Here is a 24,366-nt window from a genome sequence, read left to right as displayed (position 1 = left end):
TGGACCGGTGCTGAGCGATCGGGTGAGTCTGCGGGGTGAGGGGCCGGTCCTGGGGGTGGTCGCCCTGGGCGGGGTGATCGGTGCCTGCGGACGGTACGGGGCCGGGCTGCTCTGGCCGGCCGGCCCGCTCGCCTTCCCCTGGAGCACGTTGCTGGTGAACGTGGCCGGCTGCGGCGCGATGGGAGTGCTGATGGTGCTGGTCACCGAGGTGCTGACGCCCCATCGGCTGGTCCGGCCGTTTCTCGGCACCGGGGTGCTGGGCGGGTTCACCACCTTCTCCACGTACGCGGTCGACGGGCACCGGCTGGTGACGGGCGGCGAGCCGGCCCTGGCGCTGGCCTACCTCGGCGGCACGCTGGTCACCGCGCTGGCGGCGGTCTGGGCCGGGAGCGCGGTCACCCGGCGGCTGGCGGTGCGGTGGCCGGCGGTGCGCCGGTGAACTGGCTGCTGGTGGCCGTCGGGGCCGCGGTCGGCGCTCCGGCGCGGTATCTGACGGACCTGCTGCTGCGGGCCTGGCTGCTGCGGACCAGGCACGGTGGCGGGTTCCCCTGGGGCACCTTGACGGTCAACGTGCTGGGTTCGCTACTGCTCGGGCTGCTGGTCGGGATCTGCTCGGCACGCGGGCTGCTGCTGCTCGGCACCGGTCTGTGCGGGGCGCTGACCACGTACTCGACGTTCTCCTACGACGTGCTGCGCTTGGTGGAGGGCGGAGCGCGGGGGCGGGCGGTGGGCTATGTGCTGGCCACGCTGGTGGCCGGGATCGGCGCGGTCTGGGTGGGGTCCGGGCTGTCCGGGGCGTTCTGACCGGGCGTCAGCCCGGCGGGTGGGGGCGCGGCTTGCGGAGATCGGTTGCCGGGCCGTGTCCTGCCGGGCCGGGGCGCGTTGGTCACCACAGGTGGCCGGGCGCGGCTGGTGAGCAGGGGAGGTGCCCAGGTGGCGGTGGTGCGGATGCGGACGGGGCGGCAGGTTGCCGGAGTGCTCGTACTGGCCCTGGCGGGAGCCGGGCTGACGGGCTGTATGTCGGTCGGTGGTGGCTCCGCCGACACTTTGCCGAGCAATGCTCCGGCGGGTCGGAGCGGCTCGCCCGGAAAGAGCGGGAGCGGGGCGCACCTGCCGGGGCGGGGCAGCAGCGGGCAGCGGGTGGAGCACCTAGGGGGCGCGAGCCCGTCCACGCCCGCCGGGGTGATCGAAGCCACACCCGCCGTGCCGGGGATGACCCCGCCGCCCGGGGCGCCCGCCCAGAACGGGCGGAGCGAGTCGCCGAGCGGTGCTCCCAGCGGTACGGCCAACGGCCCCAGGCCGGGTTCGGGCGGTACGGAGGCCGGGCCGAGCAGTCACCCGCAGCCCTCGCCCAGCGATGCGTCGAGCCCCTCGCCGAGCCCGGTTGTCCCGAGCTCTCCGGTACCCTCGGTGAGTGACCCCGGATCTGCGGCGCCGAGCCCCAGTTCCGCCGGGCAATAGCGGTCTGGCCAGCAGGTTTGCCTTAGATACAGAGGCTGCCGTATGGTGGTAGATCGTTACTTTGATTCATTTGATTGGCGCCCTGAAATCCCCTGGCGCCCTTGGCGCGTTCCGGCGATTCGGTGGCTGACCGCATAGAGGCGGTTTGTAAACAGAACCCCGGACTTTGGCGCGTGCCACTTCCGGAAGGTTTTGCATGTCCCTCGTTGACAACGACCGCTTCGCCATGCCCGCGAACGGTTCGGACGCCCTCGACACCCTGGTCGAGACCCCCGATGTCGAGATCCTCGACGACTCCGTCCTGGACGACTCCATCGACGACTCCGCCGAGCTGGTCGAGGAGACCGCCGCGGAGGACGCCGAGCCCACCATCACCTTCGGCGACCTCGGTCTGCACGACGACGTGGTGCGGGCCCTGGTCAAGCGCGGCGTCGTCACCCCGTTCCCGATCCAGGCCGCGACCATCCCGGACGCGCTGGCCGGCAAGGACGTCCTCGGCCGTGGCCGTACCGGCTCCGGCAAGACCCTGAGCTTCGGTCTGCCGATGCTGACCCGGATCGCCGCCGCCGAGGGCCGTACCAAGCCCAAGCATCCGCGTGGCCTGATCCTGGTCCCGACCCGCGAGCTGGCCATGCAGGTCGCCGACGCGCTGGAGCCGTTCGGCTCGGTGCTCGGCCTCAAGCTCAAGGTCGTCTGCGGTGGCACCTCGATGTCCAACCAGATCTACGCGCTGGAGCGCGGTGTCGACGTCCTGGTCGCCACCCCCGGCCGGCTGCGTGACCTGATCAACCGCAACACCGCCAAGCTCGACGAGGTCATGGTCACCGTCCTGGACGAGGCCGACCAGATGGCCGACATGGGCTTCCTGCCCGAGGTCACCGAGATCCTCGACAAGGTCCCGAGCGGCGGCCAGAGCCTGCTGTTCTCGGCCACCCTCGAGAACGAGATCGACAGCCTGGTCAAGCGCTACCTGAAGAACCCGGTCACCCACGAGGTCGACGCGGCCCAGGGCGCCGTCACCACCATGAGCCACCACATCCTCGTGGTGAAGCCCAAGGACAAGGCCCCGATCACCAACGCGATCGCCGCCCGCAAGGGCCGCACGATCATCTTCGTCCGTACCCAGATGGGTGCCGACCGGGTGGCCGAGCAGCTGATCGAGGCCGGTGTGAAGGCCGACGCGCTGCACGGCGGGATGACCCAGGGCGCCCGTACCCGGGTGCTCGGCGACTTCAAGGACGGCTACCTCAACGTGGTCGTCGCCACCGACGTCGCCGCCCGTGGCATCCACGTGGACGACATCGACCTGGTGCTCAACGTCGACCCGGCCGGTGACCACAAGGACTACCTGCACCGCTCCGGCCGGACCGCTCGCGCGGGCCGCTCGGGTGCCGTCGTCACCCTGGTGCTGCCGCACCAGCGCCGCGGCGTCTTCCGTCTGATGGAGGACGCGGGCGTGGACGCCTCGCGTCACATCCTCGACCACGCCTTCGACCCCGAGGTGGCCCGGATCACCGGCGCCCGCTCGCTGGTCGAGGTGCAGGCCGAGTCGGCCGCCGGGATCGCCGGTGCCGCCGAGCGTGAGGTCGCCGACATGACGCGCACGCTGGAGCGTGCGCAGCGTCGCGCCAACGAGCTGCGCGAGGAGGCCGACCGCCTGGCCGCCCGGGCCGCTCGCGAGCGCGCCGAGCTGGGCATCGAGGACGAGCCGGTCGTCGAGACCGTCGCTGACGAGGCGTCGGAGGGCGGCGAGGCTGCCGAGACCGTCGCCGCGCCGGCTGCCGTCGAGGCCGACCGCGCCCCCGCCTACCGCGAGGCGCGCAACGAGCGTCCCTCGTACGGTGACCGTGGTGACCGTGGTGACCGCGAGCAGCGTGGCGGGTTCAACCGCGACCGTGACGACCGCTCCGGTGGCCGTTCGGGTGGCTTCAACCGTGACGACCGTGCCCCGCGCACCGGTGGCTTCAACCGCGACGACCGCCCCTCCGGTGGCCGTTCCTTCGGTGGCGACCGGGACAACCGCTCCGGTGGCTTCAACCGCGATGACCGTGCCCCGCGTACCGGTGGCTTCAACCGTGACGACCGTGCCCCGCGCACCGGTGGTTTCAACCGCGACGACCGCCCCTCCGGTGGCCGTTCGGGTGGCTTCAACCGCGATGACCGTGCCCCGCGTACCGGTGGTTTCAACCGCGACGACCGCCCCTCGGGTGGCTCCTTCGGTGGCGACCGTCCGGCGCGTTCCTTCGGTGACCGCCCGTCCTTCGGTGACCGCGACAACCGTGGTGGCGGCAGCCGTCCGTTCGCCCGCCGCGACGACCACCGCTCCGGTGGCCGTCCGCAGTCCGGCGGCACCGGTGGTGGCTTCAACCGCGATGACCGCCCCTCCGGTGGCCGTTCGTTCGGTGGCGACCGCGACTCGCGTGGCGGCAGCTTCAACGGTGGCGGCGACCGCAACAAGCCGCGCTGGAAGAACTGACGCTCGGTAGCTCCTGAGACGGGCCCGCTCCACTTCGGTGGGGCGGGCCCGTTCGGTTTATTCGTGTGCCGTGGACGCGAGGTGTCGCTAGCGTCCTCGGCATGAGCAGCAGACTGCACGAAGTGGCCACCGTGAACGAGGAGATCGCCGAGCGGGGGAGCTACCGGGTCGGAGCCGTCGAGGTCGAGGTGGGCGGGCTCTTGGCCGCTGCCCGGGCCGGGACGGTGTCGTACGGTCCGTCACATCGGCCGGCGGCCACCGGAGGTTTCGGCGGGGTGCCGGAGGTGACGGCCGAGGGCAGCATGCAGGCCGCGCGCCGGCTGACCGAGGACGGCGGCTCGCATGTCGCGGTGCTCAACTTCGCCTCGGCGCGCAACCCGGGGGGCGGCTACCTGCGCGGGGCGAAGGCGCAGGAGGAGGACCTCTGCCGCAGCGCCCTGCTCTACCACTGCCTGCTGGCCGCACCCGACTACTACGAGGCGCACCGCGCCTCCGGCGACCTGCACTACAGCCACCGGGTGATCTGGTCCCCGGCGGTACCGGTGATCCGGGACGACCGACGCGAGCTGCTCCGGCAGCCGTACGCCGTCTCGTTCCTCACCTCGCCCGCACCCAACGCGGGGCAGCTGACGCTCCGTTCGGAGGGCCGGCCGGTCGACGTCCGGGCGGTGTTGGTGGAGCGGGCCGGGCGGGTGCTCGGGGTTGCCGCGGCGCACGGGGTACGGGAGTTGGTGCTCGGGGCCTGGGGCTGCGGCGTCTTCCGCAACGACCCGGCCGAGGTGGCCGACGCCTTCGCGCTGGCACTGGCCGAGTACGGCGGGACCTTCACCCGGGTGGTGTTCGCGGTCTGGGACCGTACGCCGGTGTCGGCCAACCGGGCCGCCTTCGAGGCGCGGTTCGGGGGCTGACCTACCGCGGTGCAGGTCAGGGGCGGAGGGCGTCCCGCAGGGTGTCGAGCTCGTCGTCGGTGACGCCGTGGGAGTGGAGGTAGCTCGGGATGGAGCCGTGCAGGTCGTGGATGCGGGTGAGGGCGGCGCGGAGGTTCTCGGGGCGGACGGCGTGGGTGAACTGCTGTTGGCCGTGTTCGTCGGTGTAGGGGACCGGGCCCTGGTCGAGGCCGAGGCTCGGGTTGGAGCGGAGGTAGTCGGTGATGATCTCGGCGTCGGAGAGGCCGGCCAGCGACTGGATGACGGCGATGGTGAGGCCGGTGCGGTCCTTGCCGACGGCGCAGTGGATCACTGCGGGGAAGGCGTCCGGTTCGGCCAGCCGGCGAATGGTGCCGGCCACGGCGGGGCCGCCGACCTCGGCCATGAACGGGTAGGCCTCGGCCTGGGTGGCCGGCCAGGTCGGCTTCGAGCCGTCGTTGTCGGGGACCAGCGGGAGGTGGTGCAGCCGGTAGGTCAGCCCGTGGCGCTCGTCGGGCCAGACGGCGAGCTCGGCCGCGGTGCGCAGGTCGATGACGGTCCGGACGCCGAGGCCCTTCAGGCGCTGGGCGCCGTCCGGTGTCATCCGGTTGAGTGAGCCGGAGCGGTACAGCAGGCCGGTGCGGAGCCCGCCCACCCCCGCGTCGCGGAAGTTCTGCACGTCGGGTACGTCGACGAGGGTGGACGCGGCGTCGAACTCACGGTCGGTCGTCATGGCCGTCACGGTAGCGTGCACGACACGGGGGGAAGGGCGAATTTCGGCAACCCGGTGGGCAGTTGGTCAGCGTCCGCCGGCCAGGTCGAGGAAGGCGCCGGTGACGTACGAGGCGCCGGGCGAGAGCAGGTAGAGGATCCCCTCGGCGACCTCCTCGGGGCGGCCGCCGCGGCCCATCGGGAGCAGCGGGCCGACCCGGTCGACCCGGGCGGGTTCGCCGCCCAGGGCGTGGATGTCGGTGTGGATCAGGCCCGGCCGGACGGCGTTGACCCGGATGCCCTCGCCGGCGACCTCCAGGGCCAGGCCGGTGGTCATGCTGTCCAACGCGCCCTTGGAGGCGGCGTAGTCGACGTACTCGTTGGGCGAACCGAGCCGGGAGGCGGCGGAGGAGACGTTGACGATCGCCCCGCCCCGGCCGCCGTACCGGGTGGACATCCGGCGGACGGCGGCGCCCGCGCAGAGGAACGGGCCGGTGATGTTGGCCGTCCAGATCCGGGCCAGCCGGTCCTCGTCCAACTCGTCCAGGCGGCCCTGCTTCTCCAGCGTCCCGGCGTTGTTCACCAGGGCGGTGAGCGGGCCGAACTCCTCGTCCACGGTGCGGAACAGCCGCTCGACCTCGGCGCTGCGGCTGACGTCCGCCCGGACCGCGAGCGCGCTGCCGCCGGCCGCCTCGATCCGCTCCACCACACCGGCCGCGGCGGCCTCGTCGGTGCGGTAGTTGACGCACACTCGGTAGCCGCGCTCGGCGGCGAGCAGCGCGGTGGCAGCGCCGATGCCTCGGCCGCCGCCGGTGATCAGGATCACTTCATCACTCATGGGCCGACCGTAACCGATGAGCTGGTGGGGGTGGTTGCGGGGCTGCCAGGGCTACTGGGAGGCGGCTCGGATGGCGGCGATCTTCGGGGCGCGGCTCTTGGGTGAGTCGAGGCTGAAGCCGCGGGCGTCACCGAGCTGGTCCCGGACGAAGGTCTCGACCCGCGCCACCGCCTCGCGCAGCGCCTCGTCGGGTGGCACGAAGAGCTGGTGGACGATCTCGCCCGCCTCGGTGTCGTACTCCCAGATCCCGACGATCCGGCCCCGGTCCACCACCAGGTGACTCTGCGGGTCGGCCTCGCCGCCGAAGCCCCGGCTGCCCTTGGCAGCGGGGGAGGAGCGCTCGGCGTCGGCGGGATCGAGCAGCCGGGGCAGGTCGCGGTGCAGCAGGTGCAGGCCGTCGATCCCGGCCAGCAGCGTGTACGACGGGGTGGCTGGGGCGCTGAACTCGTCGAATTCGGCGAGGAGTTCGGCCGGGATCAGCAGCTCGGTACCGGGGAGTTCGACCAGGTCGAGCGGGGCGGTGGCGGCCTTCGCGGTGGCGGCGGTGAAGCCGGTGAACCAGCGGAAGTGCTTGATCGAGGCCGGGGCAGCCCAGGAGAAGTACCGTTCGGCCAGCTCGGTGGCCGAACCACGGACCGGCTGGTCCCAGCTGACGTAGCCGTAACGCTGTTGGTCCAGACGGCCGTTGACGGGGACTCGGCGGATCAGCCCCCGGGCCTGCAGCAGGCCGAGCGCGATCGGCAGGGTGGTGGTCCGGCCGCGTCTGCGGCCCGGTTCGCCGAGGTTGCGGACCGCGTCGCCGACCGCCGCACGGATCGCCGTCGGCTCCAACGGCTCGGTATCGGACAGGACTTGGGAGATGGCGAGGCAGAGCTTCTCGATCTCGTCCCGGCTCACACCGAGGTGCTTCCCGGCCATCGCCACATCGCTCTCGGGGGTGGCGGCCCCGGCCGCCAGGCCGAGGGCGAAGTCGGCCGCCGGGAGCAGGTACGTGCAGCCCCGGGCGGACGGCAGCTCGTGCACCTCCAGTGCGGCCACGGCCGCGTCCACCGTCGCCCGGTCCAGCCCGGCCCGGGCGAACAGTCCCAGGTACGGGCCCGCGCCGCCGACCGAACGGGCCCAGCCGGTGGCCGTCAGCACCTCGGCGGCCGAGGCACCCCGGTGGCCGCCGTCCAGCCACTGCCGGTGCGCCCACCAGGCGCGGAGCTTCGCCGTCGGGATCCCGCTGTTCGCCATGGGGCCAGTATCGGCGGGTCCGGGCCCGGGCGGGTGCAGCGTCGCCCCGGCGGGTCGGGGCGCCCCGCTTTCGTCCCTCGATAACCGTTCGACTCCGGGTCGGGGGAGCCGGGAGACTGCGGTGACCTGCCAGCGGCCGCCGAGGAGGCGAACCCCATGCACGTCCTGCTCTCCGGCATCGTCGGTTCCACCGCGTACGGGCTCGCGCACGCGGGCTCGGACCTCGACCGGCTCGGCCTGTTCGCGGCGCCGACCGAGGAGTTCCACGGCCTGCACCGCCCGTCCGAGTCGCACGTCACCACCACACCGGACCGCACCCTGCACGAGGCGGCCAAGTGGTGCCGCCTCGCCCTCGGCGGCAACCCGACTGCATCTGAACTGATCTGGCTGCCCGAGGAGTTGTACGAAGTGCGGACGCCGCTCGGCGAGGAACTGATCGCGATCCGTACCAGCTTCCTCAGCGAGCGCGCGGTCAGGAACTCCTATCTCGGTTATGCCACCCAGCAGTTCAGGAAACTGACCACCCGGGACACCACCGACCCGGTCACCCGGGCCCGGGCCGCCAAACACGCCCGCCACCTGATCCGTCTGGTCCACCAGGGCGTCACCCTGCACGAGACCGGCCTCCTGGAGATCCGGCTCGCCGACCCGGCCGAGGTCCGCGCTTTCGGCGAACGGATCGCCGACCGCCCGGAGCTCGCGGTGGGGCTCCTCGCCGACGCCGAGCGCCGCTTCGACCGGCCCGGTGTCCTGCCGGCTGCGCCGGACGAGGCGCCGGCGGAGTCCTGGCTCCGCCGGGTCCGGGCGGCCCACCTCGCCGTCGCCTGACGACCGACGCGGTCGCGGGGGAGGCGGCGCGGCGCGTACGGCAATCGGCTGGCCAGACTGCAGGGGGCACCGGGTAAGATCTCGGTGGCAGCGCCCAGGTATGACGGGGGCGCAGGCTGATGGGCCGCTAGCTCAATTGGCAGAGCTGCGGACTTTTAATCCGTAGGTTCAGGGTTCGAGCCCCTGGCGGCCCACACGCAACCCCAGGTCAGGCAGTCTCTGGCCTGGGGTTTCTGTCGGAGTGGCGAGGGCGGGTGCCGCCAGTCGGTTGGCACGGGGGCAGCGCCCGAGCCGGACCACCTGCCGACGGTCCGGGTTGCCGTCCTGGCGTGCGATGGCCGAACACCGGACGGGAGTCCCCCTCCTCCACCTGACAGGTGTCGAGCGCATTCATCGGAATATGTTCCGTCGGTAAACTCCGGTCGGTTCGGTGAACTCAATGGAGTGGATATCTGATTCCGCGCCGCAGTTCGCGCGCTCCGGTGGGGTTGAATGGGCGTATGAGCTTATCTGCGATCGTCTTGGCCGCCTCATGTGTCTTCGTCTCAATCCTGACCCTTTTTCTCATGGTCAGATATGTTCCACAGCGCTGGCGCGAAGGATCCGGCCTGCAGGACGGAATCGAACATTTTTCGGCCCTCAACAGGACATTGTTCAGCTTTATCCTGGCCCTCTCGATCGTCTCCGCCGGAGCGAGTCTGAGCAAGGCCGCCGACGAGGTCAGCAGCGAGGGTTCAAGCCTCGTCAACCTCTACTGGGCGACCCGGCCACTGTCGGAGAAGCCGCGCGCCGAGGTGCGTGACCTGGCCCGCCGGTACACGGCTACGGTGATCGACGAGGAGTGGCCGGCGATGGCGGAGGGCAGGTCCAGTCCGGGGGCCCAGGCACTGTACGACGAGCTGCGTCGGGTGCTGCAGGACACGGAGGGCGGATCCAAGCAGGAACAGACTTTCGCGCGGGATTCGCTGGTGGCCCTCCGAGAAGTGGGGGACGCTCGGCGCGCGCGGATGCTGGCGGTGTCCCAGGAAGTTCCCAACTATCTCTGGATCGGTCTGATCCTGTCCGCCGTGCTGCTGGTGGCCACGTCCGCGCTCCAGATCCAGACCCTGACCTGGCCGGGGGTCCTCGGAATCGGCGGGCTGGCGCTCCTGCTGTCCAGCGTACTGACCTTGTTGTCGGCCATGAACCACCCCTTCGGCGGGGGAATTCACGTGGAGCCCGATTCACTGGAATTCGCGCTGAATCGATTCTCTGTCATCTGACCTCGGCCCGCAGGTGAGAGATCTGGACCAGGTCGGGCAGGCGGGTGTACGCCTCGGCGTCGAAGCGGCCTGCCTGTGGGGCGAGCACGGTCGCGGCGGAGAGGGCGACGGCCTGCCGGAGCCGGTCCGGCCAGGGGGTGCCGTGCAGCAGGCCGACGGCGAGTGCGGCGACCGCCGCGTCTCCGGCGCCGGTGGGGTTGCCGGGGACGCGGTCCGGCGGGGTGGCTCGCCAACTGCCGTCCGGGGTACAGGCGATCAGGCCGTCCGGGCCGAGCGAGGCGGCGACCGCCAGCGCACCGAGCGCGCGCAGGCGGCTGGCGCCCTCGAACGGGTCGGCGGTGCCGGTGGCTGCCGCGAGCTCGTGCTGGTTGGGCTTCACCAGGGCGGGGCCGGCGGCCAGGCCGTGCAGCAGGGCGGGCCCTTCGGCGTCGAGCAGGACCGGGATCTGCCGGGCCCGGGCCAGTTCGCCGAGGACGCGGTAGGCGTCCGGCGGCAGGCCGGCGGGCAGGCTGCCGGAGAGCACCACCACGCCAACCCCCGCCAGCAGCGACTGATAGTGGGTCAGGAACGCCTGCCACTCCGCCGGGGTGACGGTGGGTCCGGGTTCGAGGTAGCTGGTGGCGTCGCCGGCCCGCTGTTCCACGACGGCGACGGTGCGGCGGCTCTCGCCCGCCACGGTGAACAGTCGGGCGGGCAGGCCGGCGGCGGCCAGTTCGGCGGCCACCGCCTGTCCGGTCGCGCCTCCCGCCAGGCCGGTGACCAGCGTGTCGTGCCCGAGGGCGGCCAACGTGCGGGCGACGTTCACGCCCTTGCCGCCCGCCTGCGCGCTCACCTCGCGGACCCGGTTGCTGCCGAACTGCCGCACCTCGTCCAGGTGGTAGGTGACGTCCAGGGCCAGATTGAGGGTGACGGTCAGGATCGTCTGGCTGGGCACGTGGCTGCTCCTGATGCTCGAATGTGCTTGCTTTATAGCGTTTTCAAGCATCAGTGCGCAATAAGGGCCCGCCGGGAGTGTCCGGCGGGCCCTGTGCGGCACGGGGTTGGAGCGGGGCTCAGTACAGCTGGTGGCCATGCCCCAGGTGCCTGCGTACGCACCGCTCATGGCGAAGGTCGCCATGCTCGGCCGGTAGATGCCGAAAGTGGTGCGGCCCTTGCTCAGCCAGTCACCGACGATGGGCTGGTCGCCGGGGTTGCCGAAGTTCACCTTCGTCACATCGGCCACACTGCCCTGGGCGGTCGAACGAAGGGCCCAGGTACCGCCGTTGAAGATCCCGTTCGCGGACGAGTCTCCGGCGGCCCAGCGCCCGGGTGCCGCGGAGGTGTGCGGGGCCATGCCCAGGCCGTCCGTCCCGGTGCGGACGACGGCCGGGGTGCCGTGGCCGAAGTCCAGGGTGCTGCCGGCGGGAAACCAGGGGGAGTTGACGATGCCTTGGACGGTCATGTCCAGCGGGTGGCCGGGCGCGCTGCTCGGCTGCGGGTTGAGCCCGATTTGGGTATCAGGTCGATGTTCGGCTCGCCGAATAGGGTGATCTTCGGAAGATGCTGCCGGTGATCGAGACCCGGTCGGAGTCCTTGACGGCCACGGCTTCCTGCAGCGACCGGAAGGACAGGTCCTTGAGGACGATGTCATGGACGCCGATGGCCGTTCTCCGCGGTGCCGGACTGCTGGAGTACTACCTGCTCCAGGTAGTACCCGCCGGTGATCCGTACGGTCTGGCCCGGCTGCGCGTCGGCGGCGGCGGCCTGGATGGTGCAGTACGGCTGCGTCTCGGCGTCGCTCACAGCGTCGGAGGACGGCCTTTCGGCGGCGCGGCGATCAGTATGCACAAGGGATTCCGACTCCCCGGCGGCGGGGTGTCGGACGGGACGAAAGCCGATGGTGCGGACCGGAAGCGTGGTGGATACTGATCGCCGGACTGATAGGGATGATCAGCTCATCTGTTCGTCAAAGTCCGGCTAAGCAGCGCCACTTCTTTCCAAGAGGGATCAACTGTGTCAATTCGCCGCTTTGTCGGCCTGGCCGCAGCTGTCGTGAGCTCGGCTGTCATCGGCTCCTCGGTTCCCGTTCTGACAGCGCAGGCCGAGGCGGCTGTGCTCCACGTCGACAAGCTGAACGCGAGCTGCTCGGACGCCGGAACCGGTACCGCGGCGCAGCCGTACTGCACCATCCAGGCCGCCGCCGACGACGTGCAGCCCGGCCAGACCGTGGAGATCGCCGCCACCGGCTACTACACCTCCTACGACGAGCAGGTGACCGTCCGCTCGGGCACCCCCGGGGAGCCGGTCACCTTCCGGGGTGTCCCCGCCCGGGGTGAGCGGGAGGTTCTGATCGGTACCCCTTGGTCGATGGTGGATCCGCGGACCGTTCCGCACGGATTCCTGATCGCCGGGGTGCACGACGTCACCGTCACCGGCGTGCTCCTGAGCACCCCTCAGGAGGGCGTGCTGGTCCGGGACTCCCAGCGGATCGTGCTGGACAGCAACACGGTTGAAGACGCCGGTGAGGTCCCGCCCGTCGACGGCGTGCCCGCCTTTCCCGCCGACGCTCCCGGTATCCGGCTGACCGGTGCGACCGCAGATGTCACGGTCAGCCGCAACCGGGTGCACAGCAGCGGGACGGTCGGCATCGCGGTCGAGGCCGGTGCGGCCAGGACGGTCGTCACCACCAACCAGGTCGTCAGCAGCGGCACGCACGGGGTGCTGGTCACCGATGCCCCCGGCACGGTCGTGACCAGCAACACCGTCTCGCAGAACTGCCAGGCCGGGATCGTGCTGGCCGGGAACTCCTCCGGCAGCACGATCAAGAACAACATCCTCAACGAGGACTACACCTCCTGCGCCGTCGGCCCGCAGTTCGCCGAGCTGGTGGTCTCCGCCGGGTCGACCGCCGGGACCGTTGCCGACTACAACACGGTCCACCCCTGGACCGGGAAGGCCGCCTACTCCTGGGGCGGCACAGTCCAGTCGCCGGCCGAGTTCAAGGCCCTCGGCCAAGGCGGGCACGACAACGCCGTCGACCCGAGGCTCGGATTCGCCAACGGTGACCAGTACGCCCACACCGCCGTGGTGGGGCTGACCGACGCGGCCGACGAGTCGGCCCCCGGCCAGCTGAGCACCGACATCAACGGCAGGCCGCGGGCCAACCACCCCGGCATCGCCGACACCGGCACCGGCACCGGGTACTCCGACCGGGGCGCGACCGAGATCCAGGACCCGATCGGGGCCTCCGTGTCGGGCTACGCCCACGCTGAGCCGGGGTACCCGCTGCGCGCCGTGGTGCAGGGGTCCTACAACCCGGGCTGGTCGTCGGCCGGCGTCACGCTGGACTTCGGTGACGGGAGCGCTCCGATCGCTTCCCCGGGCCTCCCGGTGACCCACGACTACCCGGCCGCCGGTACCTACACCGTCACTCTCACCGCGACCAGCACCCAGGGCCTGGTCCGGAAGTCCACCGCAACGCTGACCATCAGCAAGGTGGGCTCGGTCGTCGCAGGGTTCTCGGTCGGGCAGCAGGACAGGTCGGTCCCGACCGTGAGCTTCACGGACCAGTCGTCCAGCCCCTGGCCGGTCTCCCGATACGTCATCAACTTCGGTGACGGCACCCCCGCGGTGGTCTCGAACGGTCCGACCCCGCCGGCCCTCACCCACACCTACGAGGTCGGCAGGACCTACACCGTCTCCGAGACCGTGTACGACGACCACGGCCGCTCCGCGAGCAGCAGCGCCCAGTCCTACGTGGTCGGTCCGCAGCCCGGCACGCCGGTCACCGGCTACTTCGGCGGTCCCACCACGCAGGTCGGGCTCTTCGACAACGGCCGCTGGGCCGTCAGCTACCAGAAGGTCACCGCGCAGGCGAGTTACAACACGTCGTTCGGCAACCCCGGGGACGTCCCGGTCGTGGGCCGCTGGGAGATGGGTGGCGCCCCGGCGCAACTGGGTGTCTACCGGCCGAGCAGCGCCACCTTCGCGCTGCAGCTCGGCAACGGCTCCGTGGTCACCGTGCCGTTCGGCGAGCCGGGTGACATCCCGGTGCCGGGGTACTGGGACAACAACGGTCACCACCAGCTGGCGATCTACCGCCCCAGCGAGGCGCTGCTTGCGGTGCGCCACGACAACGGTTCGGTGACCACGCTGCGCTTCGGCAGCCCGGGCGACCTGCCGGTGGTCGGTGACTGGGACGGTGTCGGTCACGCCCAGTTCGGCATCTTCCGGCCCGGCGCGGCTGCGGGTGCGGTGAACACCTTCGCCCTGCGGCACGACAACGGCAGTGTCTCCACCGCCGCTTACGGAGAGAAGGGCGATCTGCCGGTGGTCGGTGACTGGTCGTGGAAGAACCGGACCACCTTCGGGATCTACCGTCCGAGCAGCCGCACCTTCGCTCTGAGCAACGCCTACGCCCAGCAGGCCGACATGGTCTTCAAGATCACGAACTGAGCTGAGCGCCGGCGGCCCGGCCGACGGGCCGTCAGCGCAGCAGGCGGCGTTCCTTGGCGGCGGCGACCGCGCCCGAGCGGGTGTCCACGCCGAGCTTGTCGTAGATCCGGCCGAGGTGGGTCTTCACGGTGGCCTCGCTGATGAACAGGGCGCGGGCGATCTCCCGATTGCCGAGGCCCTGCGCCAGCTGGGCGAGGATCTCCTGTTCACGGTCGGTGAGTTGGGGGGCCGGGGTGCGGAGTTGGGCCATCACCCGGGAGGCGACCGGCGGGGAGAGGGTGCTGCGGCCTTCGGCGGCCGCGTGGATGGCGGCGAAGAGTTCCTCCGGGCGCTCGGCCTTGAGCAGGTAGCCGGTCGCCCCGGCGGTGATCGCCCGGTTGATGTCGGCGTCGGTGTCGTAGGTGGTGAGCACCAGTACGTACGGGGCGCCGGGGCGTCCGGCGATCTGCCGGGTGGCTTCCACGCCGTCGATGCCTTCGCCGAGTTGGAGGTCCATCAGCACCACCTGCGGTGCCAGTTTGGCTGCCAGCGCGACCGCCTCCTCGCCGCTGCCGGCCGCGCCGACCACCTCGATGTCGCCCGCGCTGGCGAGCAGCGCGAGCAGTCCGGCCCGGACCACGGCGTGGTCGTCACAGACCAGCAGCCGTACGGGAGTTGTGGCGGTCACGGTGCCTCCAGGGGGATGGCGGCGGTGACCACGGTGCCCTCGCCGGGAGTGGACTCGACGGTCAGGGTGCCGCCCAACTGCCGGACCCGGGCCCGCATCGCGGGCAGCCCGTGGCCCCGGCCCCCGGACTCGGTCGGGCTCTCGGTCGGGTGGCCGAACCCCTGCCCGTCGTCGCCGATGTCCAGGACCACCTGGTCGCCGAGGTAGGAGAGGGTGAGCGCGGCCGTCCGGGCCCCCGCGTGCTCGCGGACGTTGGCCAGCGCGCCCTGGGCGATCCGCAGCAGCGCGCTCTGCACCAGGTCCGGCAGCGGCACCGGAGCGCCGTCCAGGTGACAGCGGACGGTGAGTCCGCTCTCCGCCGTCTCCCGTTCGGCGAGGGTGCGCAGGGCCTGGTCGAGCCCGGCCCCGTCGGCCAGGTCGGCGGGCGCCAGGTCCCGGACGAAGCGGCGGGCCTCGGCCAGGTTGCGGGCGGCGATCGCGGCGGCGGTGTGCACATGGGTCCGCGCGGTGGCCGGGTCGGACTCCCAGGTACGGTCGGCCGCCTGGAGCAGCATCTGCTGGCTGGACAGGCCCTGGGCGAGCGTGTCGTGGATCTCGATGGCCAGCCGCTGACGCTCCGCCAGAGTGCCCTCGCGCCGTTCGGTGGCGGCCAGTTCGCTGCGGGTGGAGACCAGGTCCGCGATCAGCGCGCGCTGCCGTTCGGCCTGCCGCTCCATCTGCAGGAACACCACGGTGGCCAGCCCGGCCACGGCGGGCGGGGCGATCAGCCCGACCGGGTCGAGGCCGGTGAGCTTCTCCTCGGAGTACACCACCAGCGCGGTCAGCCCGGCCACCAGCGGGATCGCGGCGCGGGCGGGCAGGGTGCGCAGCGCGGTGTAGATCAGCGGCACCGCGCACCAGGCGAAGCTCGGTGCCAGCAGCACCAGCACCGCCCAGAGCCCGGCCACCACCGCCAGCCGGACCACCCGGACCGGGCGCGCACCGGCCCGCAGCCAGGGCAGCTCCGGCAGTTGGGCCAGCGCCAGTGCGAGGCTCAGCCCGATCACCCAGCCCGCCCGGTCGCTGTCGCCGTGCCGGAGCAGGTACCGGGTCAGCGAGGCGCCGAGCAGCAGCAGGAACGCGCCGTACATCACCACGGTGAGCCGGTCGGTGCCCGGGTCCCCGGCGCTCTTCGCTGACACCGCGCACTCCTCCGTCCGTCGGTTCCGTCCTGTTTCGTACCCATCCTCACCCGGCCGCTCCCACCGGGCATCAACCGATCGGCTGACCCGGCGTGCCGCGCCCCGGTGCGCGTCCCGGCTCGGCCACGATGGGGCGCATGCCTCAGATGACCGAGCCCGAGTGGCGCGCCTTCCTCTCCGCCGGCACCCGTACCGGCAAGCTCGCCAGCACCCGGGCCGACGGCAGCCCGCACGTGGCCCCGGTCTGGTTCCTGCTGGACGGGGACGACCTGGTGCTGAACACCGGCGCCGACACGGTGAAGGGGCGCAACCTGGCCCGGGACGGCCGGGTGATGGTCTGCGTGGACGAGGACCGGCCGCCGTTCGACTTCGTGCTGGTCAGGGGCAGGGCCACGCTCAGCGACGACCTGGCCGAAGTCCGGCACTGGGCGGGCCGGATCGCCGCCCGCTACATGGGTGAGGACCGGGCCGAGGAGTACGGCGCCCGGAACGGGGTGCCGGGCGAGCTGCTGGTCCGGATCCGGATCCAGAAGGTCACCGCGGTGCGTGCGGTGGCCGACTGACCGTCCCGCCCGGGGCCGTCGGTACGATCGCCGGATGATCTCCAATGACCCGGCTCCGACAGATCGTCAGTTCCTCTTCGTGCTCGGCTCCGCCCGCTCCGACGGCAACACCGAGCAGCTCGCCCGGCTGGCGGCCGAGCGCCTTCCCGCCTCGGTCGGACAGCGCTGGCTGCGCCTCACCGACCTCCCGCTGGAGCCCTTCGACGACATCAGGCACACCGGTGACGGGACCTACCCCGAGCTCACCGGCAACAGCCGGGAGCTCTTCGAGGCCACCGTCGGCGCCACCGATCTGGTGATCGTCTCGCCGCTCTACTGGTACACCCTCTCCACCAGCGTCAAGCTCTACCTCGACCACTGGTCCGGCTGGTTCCGCGCCCCGGGGACCGACTTCCGCGCCCGGATGAAGGACCGGACCCTCTGGGGCGTCACCTCGCATTCCGGCAACCCCTCCGACGCCGACCCGCTGATCGGCACCCTCCGGCTCACCGGCGACTACATGGGCATGCACTGGGGCGGCGTGCTGCTCGGCACCGGCGGCCGGCCCGGTGACGTGCAGCGGGACGAGCTCGCGCTGGCCGAGGCGGAGACCTTCTTCACGGGCACGGGGTTCACGGGTACGAGCCTCACGGGCGCGAGCTGACCTGCGGGGGCTCAACGCACCAGCAACTCCCGGGCGTCCGCCGGGGCACGGTCGCGGCCGCGGCCGAAGAGCAGCAGGACCAGGGCCAGCCCCACGGCCGCGCCCGCGCACTGGGCGAGGACGAAGGCCGGGACCGAGCCCGGGGCGATGCCGGTGTAGCTGTCGGTCAGGGTCCGGCCCACGGTGAGGGCCGGGTTGGCGAAGCTGCCCGAGGAGGTACCCCAGGCAGCGGCGGCGATCCAGGCGGCGACGGCGACCGGGGCGTAGCCGCCCCGGTCGGCCCGGAGCAGCCCGAAGACCAGCAGGATCAGCACGCCGGTGGCCACCGCCTCGGCCAGCCAGAGGTGGCCGGCCGAGCGGGTCTGGCCGGAGAGTTCCAGGAACGGCCGCTCGAACATCAGGTTGGCCAGCCCGGCCCCGGTGGCTGCGCCGAGCAGCTGGGCGACCGTGTAGCCACCCAGCTCACGCAGGGTCAGACCGGTGCCGGTGCGGCGGTCGGTCCACCAGGCGGCGGCCGAGACCAGCGGGTTGAAGTGCGCACCGGAGACCGGTGCGAGCAGCGCGATCAGCACGGCCAGCGCCAGCACCGAGGCCAGCACGTTGGCGAGCAGCTGCACCCCGCCGTCCCGGCTCAGCCCGGTGGCCTGGATGCCGGAGCCGACCAGGACGGCGGCCAGCACGGCGGTGCCGACGGCTTCGGCGGCCAGCCGGCGGTACAGCGAGGGGGGCATCATGCCGCCATCGTCGCCAGCGCCCCCGCCGCCGGACAATTGGCCGGTACACCCAAGGTCGGGCCGCCGACGGGGTGCCCGCTCGGAGACTCGTACGGCGTGCGCCCGGCGCGGGCTTGACCCTCACGCGACGTGAGGCGGCAGAGTCGGGGTCGGCAAGGAGGGAGCAACCCGATGAGCAAGGACCTCTCGGTCGGTCAGGTCGCCGCGATCGCCAAGGTGACGGTACGGACCCTGCACCACTACGACGAGATCGGACTGCTGTCACCCGGCGGCCGGACCCCGGCGGGCTACCGCCGTTATCGGGACACCGACCTGGACCGGCTGCAGCAGATCCTGTTCTACCGCGAACTCGGCTTCTCCCTCGAGGAGATCGCGGCCATCCTGGACGACGGCACGGTCAGCCCGACCGAGCACCTGCGCCGGCAGCACGAACTGCTGCACGCGCGGATCAGCCACCTCCAGGAACTGGCCGCGGCAGTCGAACACGCCATGGAGGCGAGCATGATGGGCATTCAGCTGACCCCGGAGGAGAAGTTCGAGGTCTTCGGCCGGGACTACCAGGAGAGCTGGGAGACCGAGGCCGAGCAGCAGTACGGCGAGTCCGACGCGTGGCAGCAGTCCAGGCGCCGCACCGGCCGCTACACCAAGGCGGACTGGGCGCGGATCAAGGCCGAGGGCGACGCCCTGAACGGCCGGTACGCCGCCGCCCTCACTGCGGGGATCGCCCCCGACAGCGCGGAGGGGATGGCGCTGGCCGAGGCCCACCGGCAGCAGATCACCGACGCCTACTACGACTGCGGGTACGCCATCCACCGCGGCCTGGCGGAGATGTACCTCGCCGACGAGCGGTTCACCGCCACCTACGAGCGGATCGCCCCCGGCCTGGCCCACTGGCTGCACGCCGCGATCATCGCCAACGCGGAGGCGCACGACGGGAGTTGATCAGGCCACTCCGCGGCCGAAGGCCCGCCGGTACGCGGTCGGTGAGGTCCGCATGGTCCGCCCGAAGTGGTGCCGGAAGGTGGCGGCGGACTCGAAGCCGACCGCCGTGGCGATCTCCTCCACCGTGCCGTCCGGGTCCTCCAGCAGCGGGAGGCTGGCGGCGATGCGCTGGGTGATCACCCAGCGCATCGGGCTGGTGCCGTTGCGGGCGGTGAAGTGCCGCAGGTACGAACGGTCGGACATCCGTGCCGCACGGGCGAGTTGAGTGACGGTCAGCGGCTCTGCGAGCTGGTCCAGGGCCCACTGCATGGAGCGGGCGATGCCGTCGTCCTCCTCCTCGACCGGGCGGACGGCGGCCTCGATGAACTGGGCCTGCCCACCGGCCCGGTGCGGCGGGACGACGAAGCGGCGGGCCACCGTGTTGGCGACCTTGGCGCCGTGGTCGCTGCGCACCAGGTGCAGGCAGAGGTCGATGCCAGCCGCGCTGCCCGCGCTGGTCAGCACCGAGCCGTGGTCGACGTACAGCACGTCGGGGTTGACCTTGACCAACGGGTAGCGCTGCTGGAGGAGTTCGGCGTACCGCCAGTGGGTGGTGGCCTCCCGGCCGTCCAGCAGGCCGGCCGCGGCGAGGGCGAACGCGCCGGAGCAGATCGAGACGATCCGGGCGCCGCGCTCGTGCGCGGTGCGCAGCGCGGCGACCAGGCCGGGGGAGACCTCGCCGCTGAAGGTGTTCGGGACGGCGACCACGATCACCGTGTCGGCGGCGGCCAGCTCGTCCAGACCGTGGTGGGCGGTGATCGAGAAGCCGCCGACCGCGTTCAGCGGGGTGTCCGGGCGGTCGGCGCAGACTTTCAGGCCGTACCAGGGGGTGGCCAGCAGGCCGGTCAGCTCCGGCCGGGCGAGTGCGAACACCTCGACCACCACGCCGAGTTCGAACGGGGCCATGCCGTCGAAGGCGTACACCGCGATGGTGTGCACCGGCTCGGGGCGGGGGCCGATGCTGACGGCGACGGGGTGGGCGGGCGGCTGGGCGGCCATCGGGCACTCCTGGTCGGGCTGGCGGGATCTTGGCGAGTGTAGTCGTGTACGCCACTATCGGCTCCCGATGCCCGGATCGCAGGATGGAGTCGTCAGCCAGCGAGCACAACCGACCGACCGGAGCCAGGACATGACCACTCTCACCGCCGCCGCCGTCACTTCCCCCGTCACCGAGATTCCGGCGCTCTCCCCCGAGCGGGCGTTCGCCTTCTTCGCCGAGCGGCTCGGCTGCCAGGCCGACCCGGCGGACGTCTGGTACGCGATGCGGGACGGCCGGCAGGACTTCACCGTCATCGACGTCCGCGCCGAGGGCGCCCACCGCAAGACCCACCTGCCCGGTGCGATCAGCCTGCCGATCGCCGAGATCACCGCCGAGCGGGTGGCCGAACTCCCGGCCGGCCTGCTGGTGGTGTACTGCTGGGGCCCCGCCTGCAACGGTTCCACCAAGGGCGCGATGAAGCTCGCCGCGCTGGGCCGTGAGGTCAAGGAGATGATCGGCGGCCTGGAGTACTGGATCCGCGAGGGCTGGCCGACCGAGGGCCGCCGCCCGGTCGACCCGAAGACCGCCACCCCGGCCGACCTGGGGCTGGTCTGCTGAGCGCCTGTTGATCGGGGACGCCGAAAATAGTTCTGAACCGACCTGCAACCTCCCCGGGGGATGCACGTCTATCAGGTTGAGAGCCAGGGGAGCCGGGAGCGCCGAGCCCGGCAGCTCTCACCAACTACCAGACCTTTACGGCTCCTTGGGGGACCTGCGTCATGCGTGCGACCGTTTTCGGGCGAATTGAGAAGAACGTCACCGTCGCGACCAACTGGACCCGGCGCGGCCGGGGACTCGCGGTCACGGTCCCGCTGGCGGCCGTGCTGGCGGTGGGTCTGGTCGGTTGCGGTGGCGGGGCGGCGGGTCCGAAGGCGGCCCCGGTCGCCGACCTGGTCTCGCCCCTCGCCTCCCCTTCAACCTCCCCCGTGGTGACCCCGACCGTCGCGCCCTCCCCGTCCGCCACCGTGCCGTCCACGCCGCCGGCGCAGCCCGCCGCCGTGGTGTCCGCCAAGCCGTCGGCGCCGGTCGCCCCGATGGCCAAGGAGGTGGTGGCCACCTTCCTCGGGCTGCCCCAGGGCAGTCAGGTGCAGGTGGGTGGCCCGGAGGTGTCGTTCCAGGTGAAGTGGACCAACAACACCAAGACCCGGCAGGCGAAGGTGGCCCCGGCGGTCTCGGCGATGGCCTACGAGGGCAACCCGTGCAACGTGGTCATGCCGATGGTGGAGGGCACCCTGCAGCGCAAGGACCCGGGTGGTTGGGTGAAGCTCCCGTCCCTGAGCCAGGGCACCGGGATGGACCACGCGGGGACCGGCGAGGCGGCCGCGTTCGCGCTGGGCCCGGGGGAGAGCCGGACCATTCAGTACCGGATGCAGCTGGCGCCCACCAACGGGACCGGCACCCTCAGGCTGCAGGCCCAGGCCTTCGACGGGCCGACCTTGCACAGCACGTTCGCCCGACTCGGCGCCGCGACCGTCGCCAAGGTCGCGGTGGTGGACAAGCGACGTCCGACCGCCGTACTGGTCGGCAGGCCCACCACCCCGGTCGCCGGGCAGAGCAAGCAGTTCGAGCTGGAGATCGGCAACCCGACCGGCACGACCATGGCCAAGGCCGCCCCCACCCTGCACGTGATGGACCCGCGCGAGAACGCGGCACCGCTCGGCATCGGGCAGGTGGTGTTCGAGGTCAAGGACGGCGCAGGCTGGCACCGGCTGCCGAACGAGGAAGGCTGCGGCGGCTGGATCGCCGTGGTGACGGAGGAGCTGACCCACCCGCTCGCGCCCGGGGCCAAGAAGCGCTACACCTTCCGGGTCACCACGGTCGGACGTGGCAACGCCGGGCTGGAGTACACCGTCGGTGCCATCGGCGACGCACACCCCAGCGCCGCCGAGAAGTTCTGAACCCGAACGCCAGGGGCCGTTCGAGCCACCGGAGTTGGCGTGGCGTCAGGAACCCCGGCCGCGGCCCTGATCGGATGCGTCCGAGGCGCGGAACGCCGGGACCCTGGCTGGAGAAGGCCCGATGAGTCAGAAGAACAGCGACACCGACGGCACCGGGGCACCGACCGAGCGGCTGCTCCGCGAGGCGCTGGCGGCCCGTGCCGGGGCGATCGGCGTGCACGACCTCGCTCCGGTGGCGCCGCCGCGCCGCCGCCTCGGCCGACTGAGACCGGTGCGTCCCGCACCCGTACCGCCCTCAGCGCCCGGGTGCTCCAACGCCTAGTGGGTTTCGACGTGATGGCACAATCGCGCTGGTCACAGACCATGACAGTTGATTTTGACGGAAGCTCGCCGCCTTGGTGGGTTCCGTCCTGGGGGAGAGTAGAACACCGATGTCCATAGCGATCGGCCTGCAGCCCGGACTTTCCGGGAGCGGCGCGCTCCGGGGGGTCTGGCGGCTGCTGTTCGGGGCCGAGGCAGTTGCCGAGCCCACCGACCTCGACCAGCCGCGCGGGGAGGCGAAGCGTTCGGGCTTCCGGTTGCTGCGCGGCGGCCGACCGGCCGACGAGAGCCGGCCGACGCTGACGGAGCTCTACCACGCGCAGCGGTTGAGCCTGGTGCGGATGGCCGTCCTGCTGGTCGACCGTCAGGACGTGGCCGAGGACGTCGTGCAGGAGGCGTTCACGGCGCTGTACCAGCGGCACGGGGAGGACCTGGGCGATCTGGACAACGCGCTGGGGTACCTGCGCACTTCGGTGGTGAACGGCGCCCGCTCGGTGCTGCGGCGGCGGAAGACGGCCCGGGAGTACGTGCCGCCGCACGAGGCCGACGCGGCCTCGGCGGAGGAGCACGCGGTACTCAACGACGAGCACCGGCGGGTGCTGGTCGCCCTGCAGGAGCTGACCACGCGTCAGCGTGAGGTGCTGGTGCTGCGCTACTGGTCCGACATGTCCGAGGCGCAGATCGCCGAGACCCTGGGCCTGTCCCGGGGCGCCGTGAAGTCCACCGCCAGCCGGGCCCTGGACGCCCTGGAGAAGCAGCTGGAGAAGACCCGATGAGTGAGAAGAACCACGGCACCGACGGCGTCGAGTCGCCGACCGAGCGGCTGCTCCGCGAGGCCCTGTCGGCCCGGGCCTCCGCCATCGGGGCGCACGACCTCCGCCCGGCCGAGCCACCGAGCCGGCGCCTGCGCCGGCTGCGGCCGGTGCAGGTGGTCACCGCCGTGGCGATGTTCGGCCTGGCGGCCTCGGTGGCGGGGTACTTCACGCTGGCCGGCAGCCCGACCGCGAGCCACCAGGACCCGGCACCGGCGGCGAGCCTGAGCGCTTCGCCGACGCCCGAGGAGTCCCCCAGCCCGTCACCCTCGCCCTCGCTGAGCGCCTCCGCCTCGCCGTCGAACAGCCCGAGCGCACCGGCCGCGACCTCGTACACCTTCCGCAACGTCACGTTCGACGTCCCCCCGGGCTGGCGGACGGTGACGGAGGGCGTGGCCGGTGCGGACAGCCTCCGGGTCTGCGTATTCACCCCCGACACACCGGAGTCGGCGATCCCGGCGAAGGGATTCGGGACCTGCGTTCCGTACGGCGTGGAGATCGTCGTCTGGAACAGCGCAGAGGAGCTGGAGAACGCGACCTGGCCGATCGAGCAGTTCCTGGACGCTCCCACCGGTTGGTCCAGCCAGCCGTACTGCTCGGTGTGGGGGAACCCGCGCTTCCCTGAAGGCGAGGGGTACAAGCGCCTGGGAGAGCCGAAGCGGACGACCCTGACGGTCGACGGTCACTACGGGAACAAGACCGAGTGGCAGGTGGCCTGCAACGCGAACGAGCGGTTCACCGCCCAGATGTGGGGCTTCCACAAGGAGCAGGTCTTCGTGGCCGCCAACGGTTTGCGCAGCGACTACCAGGACGATCTGGAGTCGATCGTGCAGAGCCTTGACCTGAGCAAGCACGCCGATCCCCTGAAGATGGGCCACCGGAACGACATCAAGGTCTCCTTCGGGCAGGAGGCAGCGGTCAGGGAGGGCGACACCGAGGTCATCACCTTCCCGGTCACCTGGTACAACGCCAGCGCCACAACCTACGCCGCCGTGGAGCCCGTAGTGGCCGCCGAATCACTCGGGAACGACATTGCGGCCAACCTGCCCGATGGCCCCGGAGGCACCCTGGAACGGAAGGACGGCAACTCCTGGACCGTGCTGCCCTCGCTGCGGAAGGGGGGCGGTATGGACTGGGCAGGCACCGGCAAGGCGGCGGCCTTCGCCCTGGCACCGGGCCAGAGCCGCACCGTCACCTACCGGATGAAACTCACCACCCAGGACAAGATGGCCGGCCTCGGTGTCACCGGTGCGGCCTACCTGCCGACCAAGGACGGCACGTTCAACTCGGTCGGCAACAGGGAGTGGGTCATCCCGATCCACCGGGTCAAGTAATCCGAAGGCCGGACCCCTCCCCGGGGTCCGGCCTCCGTCGTG

24 protein-coding genes and 1 tRNA gene are annotated in these 24,366 nt (G+C 71.8%); 16 read left to right on the top strand and 9 right to left on the bottom strand.

Annotated features, from left to right (window positions below):
- The first annotated feature begins 22 nt into the window (after positions 1-22).
- From ASC99_RS20965 to ASC99_RS20950, 4 genes are all read left to right on the top strand, one after another.
- Positions 23-439: a CrcB family protein gene (locus ASC99_RS20965; RefSeq protein ID WP_082598510.1), complete on the top strand. Its 417-nt coding sequence runs from the start codon at positions 23-25 to the stop codon at positions 437-439.
- A complete protein-coding gene (locus tag ASC99_RS20960) occupies positions 436-804 on the top strand; it encodes a CrcB family protein (protein WP_057234498.1) in 369 nt (122 codons plus the stop codon). Before ASC99_RS20965 ends, ASC99_RS20960 begins: the two co-directional genes overlap by 4 nt.
- A gap of 853 nt (positions 805-1,657) precedes the next feature.
- Complete coding sequence (locus ASC99_RS20955; RefSeq protein WP_057234312.1) at positions 1,658-3,937, top strand: DEAD/DEAH box helicase; 2,280 nt, start codon at positions 1,658-1,660, stop codon at positions 3,935-3,937.
- A gap of 101 nt (positions 3,938-4,038) precedes the next feature.
- Positions 4,039-4,845 carry a TIGR02452 family protein gene (locus tag ASC99_RS20950; protein ID WP_057234310.1) on the top strand — a complete coding sequence of 269 codons (807 nt, stop codon included), beginning with the start codon at positions 4,039-4,041 and terminating at the stop codon, positions 4,843-4,845.
- A 16-nt stretch (positions 4,846-4,861) separates the two neighbouring features.
- Here ASC99_RS20950 and ASC99_RS20945 read toward each other — a convergent pair whose 3' ends face one another.
- From ASC99_RS20945 to ASC99_RS20935, 3 genes are all read right to left on the bottom strand, one after another.
- Positions 4,862-5,575, bottom strand: a complete 714-nt coding sequence (locus tag ASC99_RS20945) for a tyrosine-protein phosphatase (protein WP_057234309.1) — start codon at positions 5,573-5,575, stop codon at positions 4,862-4,864.
- 66 nt (positions 5,576-5,641) lie between these two features.
- The gene (locus tag ASC99_RS20940; protein WP_057234307.1) at positions 5,642-6,391 is read right to left on the bottom strand and encodes an SDR family oxidoreductase; all 750 of its coding nucleotides are present in this window, start codon (positions 6,389-6,391) and stop codon (positions 5,642-5,644) included.
- A 51-nt stretch (positions 6,392-6,442) separates the two neighbouring features.
- Positions 6,443-7,627, bottom strand: coding sequence for a DNA glycosylase AlkZ-like family protein (locus tag ASC99_RS20935; RefSeq protein WP_057234305.1), 1,185 nt, complete (start codon positions 7,625-7,627; stop codon positions 6,443-6,445).
- A 126-nt stretch (positions 7,628-7,753) separates the two neighbouring features.
- On the opposite strand from ASC99_RS20935, the gene ASC99_RS20930 reads away from it, so the two are divergent.
- From ASC99_RS20930 to ASC99_RS20920, 3 genes are all read left to right on the top strand, one after another.
- A complete protein-coding gene (locus ASC99_RS20930; protein WP_255359263.1) occupies positions 7,754-8,455 on the top strand; it encodes a DNA polymerase beta superfamily protein in 702 nt (233 codons plus the stop codon).
- A 121-nt stretch (positions 8,456-8,576) separates the two neighbouring features.
- Positions 8,577-8,649: transfer RNA gene (locus ASC99_RS20925), tRNA-Lys, on the top strand.
- 306 nt (positions 8,650-8,955) lie between these two features.
- Positions 8,956-9,717, top strand: coding sequence for a DUF4239 domain-containing protein (locus ASC99_RS20920; protein WP_057234301.1), 762 nt, complete (start codon positions 8,956-8,958; stop codon positions 9,715-9,717).
- Here the strand turns inward: ASC99_RS20920 and ASC99_RS42170 are convergent.
- Together ASC99_RS42170 and ASC99_RS38775 are read right to left on the bottom strand one after the other, a co-directional pair.
- Entirely contained in the window at positions 9,710-11,158 is a 1,449-nt protein-coding gene (locus ASC99_RS42170; RefSeq protein ID WP_369824340.1) for a 1-phosphofructokinase family hexose kinase, read from the bottom strand. The genes ASC99_RS20920 and ASC99_RS42170 overlap by 8 nt on opposite strands.
- A gap of 185 nt (positions 11,159-11,343) precedes the next feature.
- Entirely contained in the window at positions 11,344-11,499 is a 156-nt protein-coding gene (locus tag ASC99_RS38775) for a hypothetical protein (RefSeq protein ID WP_157531659.1), read from the bottom strand.
- Positions 11,500-11,748: 249 nt separating this feature from the next.
- On the opposite strand from ASC99_RS38775, the gene ASC99_RS20910 reads away from it, so the two are divergent.
- Complete coding sequence (locus tag ASC99_RS20910) at positions 11,749-14,151, top strand: right-handed parallel beta-helix repeat-containing protein (protein WP_157531658.1); 2,403 nt, start codon at positions 11,749-11,751, stop codon at positions 14,149-14,151.
- A gap of 31 nt (positions 14,152-14,182) precedes the next feature.
- Here the strand turns inward: ASC99_RS20910 and ASC99_RS20905 are convergent, their stop codons facing one another.
- Both ASC99_RS20905 and ASC99_RS20900 read right to left on the bottom strand, forming a co-directional pair.
- A complete protein-coding gene (locus ASC99_RS20905) occupies positions 14,183-14,818 on the bottom strand; it encodes a response regulator transcription factor (RefSeq protein ID WP_057234298.1) in 636 nt (211 codons plus the stop codon).
- On the bottom strand, positions 14,815-15,948 hold the full coding sequence (locus ASC99_RS20900; protein ID WP_057234494.1) for a sensor histidine kinase: 1,134 nt from the start codon (positions 15,946-15,948) through the stop codon (positions 14,815-14,817). The genes ASC99_RS20905 and ASC99_RS20900 overlap by 4 nt, the downstream gene beginning before the upstream one ends.
- Positions 15,949-16,127: 179 nt before the next feature.
- Between ASC99_RS20900 and ASC99_RS20895 the strand changes: the two genes are divergently transcribed.
- The gene (locus ASC99_RS20895; RefSeq protein WP_369824341.1) at positions 16,128-16,562 is read left to right on the top strand and encodes a PPOX class F420-dependent oxidoreductase; all 435 of its coding nucleotides are present in this window, start codon (positions 16,128-16,130) and stop codon (positions 16,560-16,562) included.
- A gap of 34 nt (positions 16,563-16,596) precedes the next feature.
- Positions 16,597-17,205, top strand: a complete 609-nt coding sequence (locus ASC99_RS20890) for a flavodoxin family protein (protein WP_057234294.1) — start codon at positions 16,597-16,599, stop codon at positions 17,203-17,205.
- A gap of 11 nt (positions 17,206-17,216) precedes the next feature.
- Here the strand turns inward: ASC99_RS20890 and ASC99_RS20885 are convergent, their stop codons facing one another.
- Positions 17,217-17,939: an aquaporin gene (locus ASC99_RS20885; RefSeq protein ID WP_369824342.1), complete on the bottom strand. Its 723-nt coding sequence runs from the start codon at positions 17,937-17,939 to the stop codon at positions 17,217-17,219.
- Between the two features lie 171 nt (positions 17,940-18,110).
- Between ASC99_RS20885 and ASC99_RS20880 the strand changes: the two genes are divergently transcribed.
- Positions 18,111-18,881, top strand: coding sequence for a MerR family transcriptional regulator (locus ASC99_RS20880; RefSeq protein WP_057234292.1), 771 nt, complete (start codon positions 18,111-18,113; stop codon positions 18,879-18,881).
- Here ASC99_RS20880 and ASC99_RS20875 read toward each other — a convergent pair whose 3' ends face one another.
- Positions 18,882-19,919, bottom strand: a complete 1,038-nt coding sequence (locus tag ASC99_RS20875) for a helix-turn-helix domain-containing protein (protein WP_082598494.1) — start codon at positions 19,917-19,919, stop codon at positions 18,882-18,884.
- A gap of 130 nt (positions 19,920-20,049) precedes the next feature.
- Between ASC99_RS20875 and ASC99_RS20870 the strand changes: the two genes are divergently transcribed.
- From ASC99_RS20870 to ASC99_RS38770, 5 genes are all read left to right on the top strand, one after another.
- Positions 20,050-20,517, top strand: coding sequence for a rhodanese-like domain-containing protein (locus tag ASC99_RS20870; protein ID WP_057234290.1), 468 nt, complete (start codon positions 20,050-20,052; stop codon positions 20,515-20,517).
- A gap of 161 nt (positions 20,518-20,678) precedes the next feature.
- Entirely contained in the window at positions 20,679-21,857 is a 1,179-nt protein-coding gene (locus tag ASC99_RS20865) for a hypothetical protein (RefSeq protein WP_057234288.1), read from the top strand.
- A gap of 121 nt (positions 21,858-21,978) precedes the next feature.
- The gene (locus ASC99_RS20860; protein WP_057234287.1) at positions 21,979-22,179 is read left to right on the top strand and encodes a hypothetical protein; all 201 of its coding nucleotides are present in this window, start codon (positions 21,979-21,981) and stop codon (positions 22,177-22,179) included.
- A gap of 109 nt (positions 22,180-22,288) precedes the next feature.
- On the top strand, positions 22,289-22,954 hold the full coding sequence (locus ASC99_RS20855; RefSeq protein ID WP_082598493.1) for a SigE family RNA polymerase sigma factor: 666 nt from the start codon (positions 22,289-22,291) through the stop codon (positions 22,952-22,954).
- A complete protein-coding gene (locus tag ASC99_RS38770; RefSeq protein WP_057234285.1) occupies positions 22,951-24,324 on the top strand; it encodes a hypothetical protein in 1,374 nt (457 codons plus the stop codon). Before ASC99_RS20855 ends, ASC99_RS38770 begins: the two co-directional genes overlap by 4 nt.
- Positions 24,325-24,366 lie beyond the last annotated feature (42 nt).

Origin of the sequence: Kitasatospora sp. Root107, assembly GCF_001424875.1 — a bacterium.
Classification (GTDB): domain Bacteria; phylum Actinomycetota; class Actinomycetes; order Streptomycetales; family Streptomycetaceae; genus Kitasatospora.
The sequence above is the reverse complement of the archived record's forward strand: the minus strand, read 5'-3'. Positions and strand labels throughout refer to the sequence as shown.

Excerpts from the sequence above, each read along its gene's own strand:
- ASC99_RS20955 (WP_057234312.1), top strand. The coding sequence starts at position 1,658 with ATGTCCCTCGTTGACAACGACCGCTTCGCCATGCCCGCGAACGGTTCG.
- ASC99_RS20895 (WP_369824341.1), top strand. The coding sequence starts at position 16,128 with ATGGGGCGCATGCCTCAGATGACCGAGCCCGAGTGGCGCGCCTTCCTC.
- ASC99_RS38770 (WP_057234285.1), top strand. The coding sequence starts at position 22,951 with ATGAGTGAGAAGAACCACGGCACCGACGGCGTCGAGTCGCCGACCGAG.
- ASC99_RS20935 (WP_057234305.1), bottom strand. The coding sequence starts at position 7,627 with ATGGCGAACAGCGGGATCCCGACGGCGAAGCTCCGCGCCTGGTGGGCG.
- ASC99_RS20875 (WP_082598494.1), bottom strand. The coding sequence starts at position 19,919 with ATGGCCGCCCAGCCGCCCGCCCACCCCGTCGCCGTCAGCATCGGCCCC.
- ASC99_RS20865 (WP_057234288.1), top strand. The coding sequence starts at position 20,679 with ATGCGTGCGACCGTTTTCGGGCGAATTGAGAAGAACGTCACCGTCGCG.
- ASC99_RS20855 (WP_082598493.1), top strand. The coding sequence starts at position 22,289 with ATGTCCATAGCGATCGGCCTGCAGCCCGGACTTTCCGGGAGCGGCGCG.
- ASC99_RS20860 (WP_057234287.1), top strand. The coding sequence starts at position 21,979 with ATGAGTCAGAAGAACAGCGACACCGACGGCACCGGGGCACCGACCGAG.
- ASC99_RS20885 (WP_369824342.1), bottom strand. The coding sequence starts at position 17,939 with ATGATGCCCCCCTCGCTGTACCGCCGGCTGGCCGCCGAAGCCGTCGGC.
- ASC99_RS20890 (WP_057234294.1), top strand. The coding sequence starts at position 16,597 with ATGATCTCCAATGACCCGGCTCCGACAGATCGTCAGTTCCTCTTCGTG.
- ASC99_RS20870 (WP_057234290.1), top strand. The coding sequence starts at position 20,050 with ATGACCACTCTCACCGCCGCCGCCGTCACTTCCCCCGTCACCGAGATT.
- ASC99_RS20950 (WP_057234310.1), top strand. The coding sequence starts at position 4,039 with ATGAGCAGCAGACTGCACGAAGTGGCCACCGTGAACGAGGAGATCGCC.
- ASC99_RS20880 (WP_057234292.1), top strand. The coding sequence starts at position 18,111 with ATGAGCAAGGACCTCTCGGTCGGTCAGGTCGCCGCGATCGCCAAGGTG.
- ASC99_RS20900 (WP_057234494.1), bottom strand. The coding sequence starts at position 15,948 with ATGTACGGCGCGTTCCTGCTGCTGCTCGGCGCCTCGCTGACCCGGTAC.
- ASC99_RS20940 (WP_057234307.1), bottom strand. The coding sequence starts at position 6,391 with ATGAGTGATGAAGTGATCCTGATCACCGGCGGCGGCCGAGGCATCGGC.
- ASC99_RS42170 (WP_369824340.1), bottom strand. The coding sequence starts at position 11,158 with ATGACCGTCCAAGGCATCGTCAACTCCCCCTGGTTTCCCGCCGGCAGC.
- ASC99_RS20945 (WP_057234309.1), bottom strand. The coding sequence starts at position 5,575 with ATGACGACCGACCGTGAGTTCGACGCCGCGTCCACCCTCGTCGACGTA.
- ASC99_RS20920 (WP_057234301.1), top strand. The coding sequence starts at position 8,956 with ATGAGCTTATCTGCGATCGTCTTGGCCGCCTCATGTGTCTTCGTCTCA.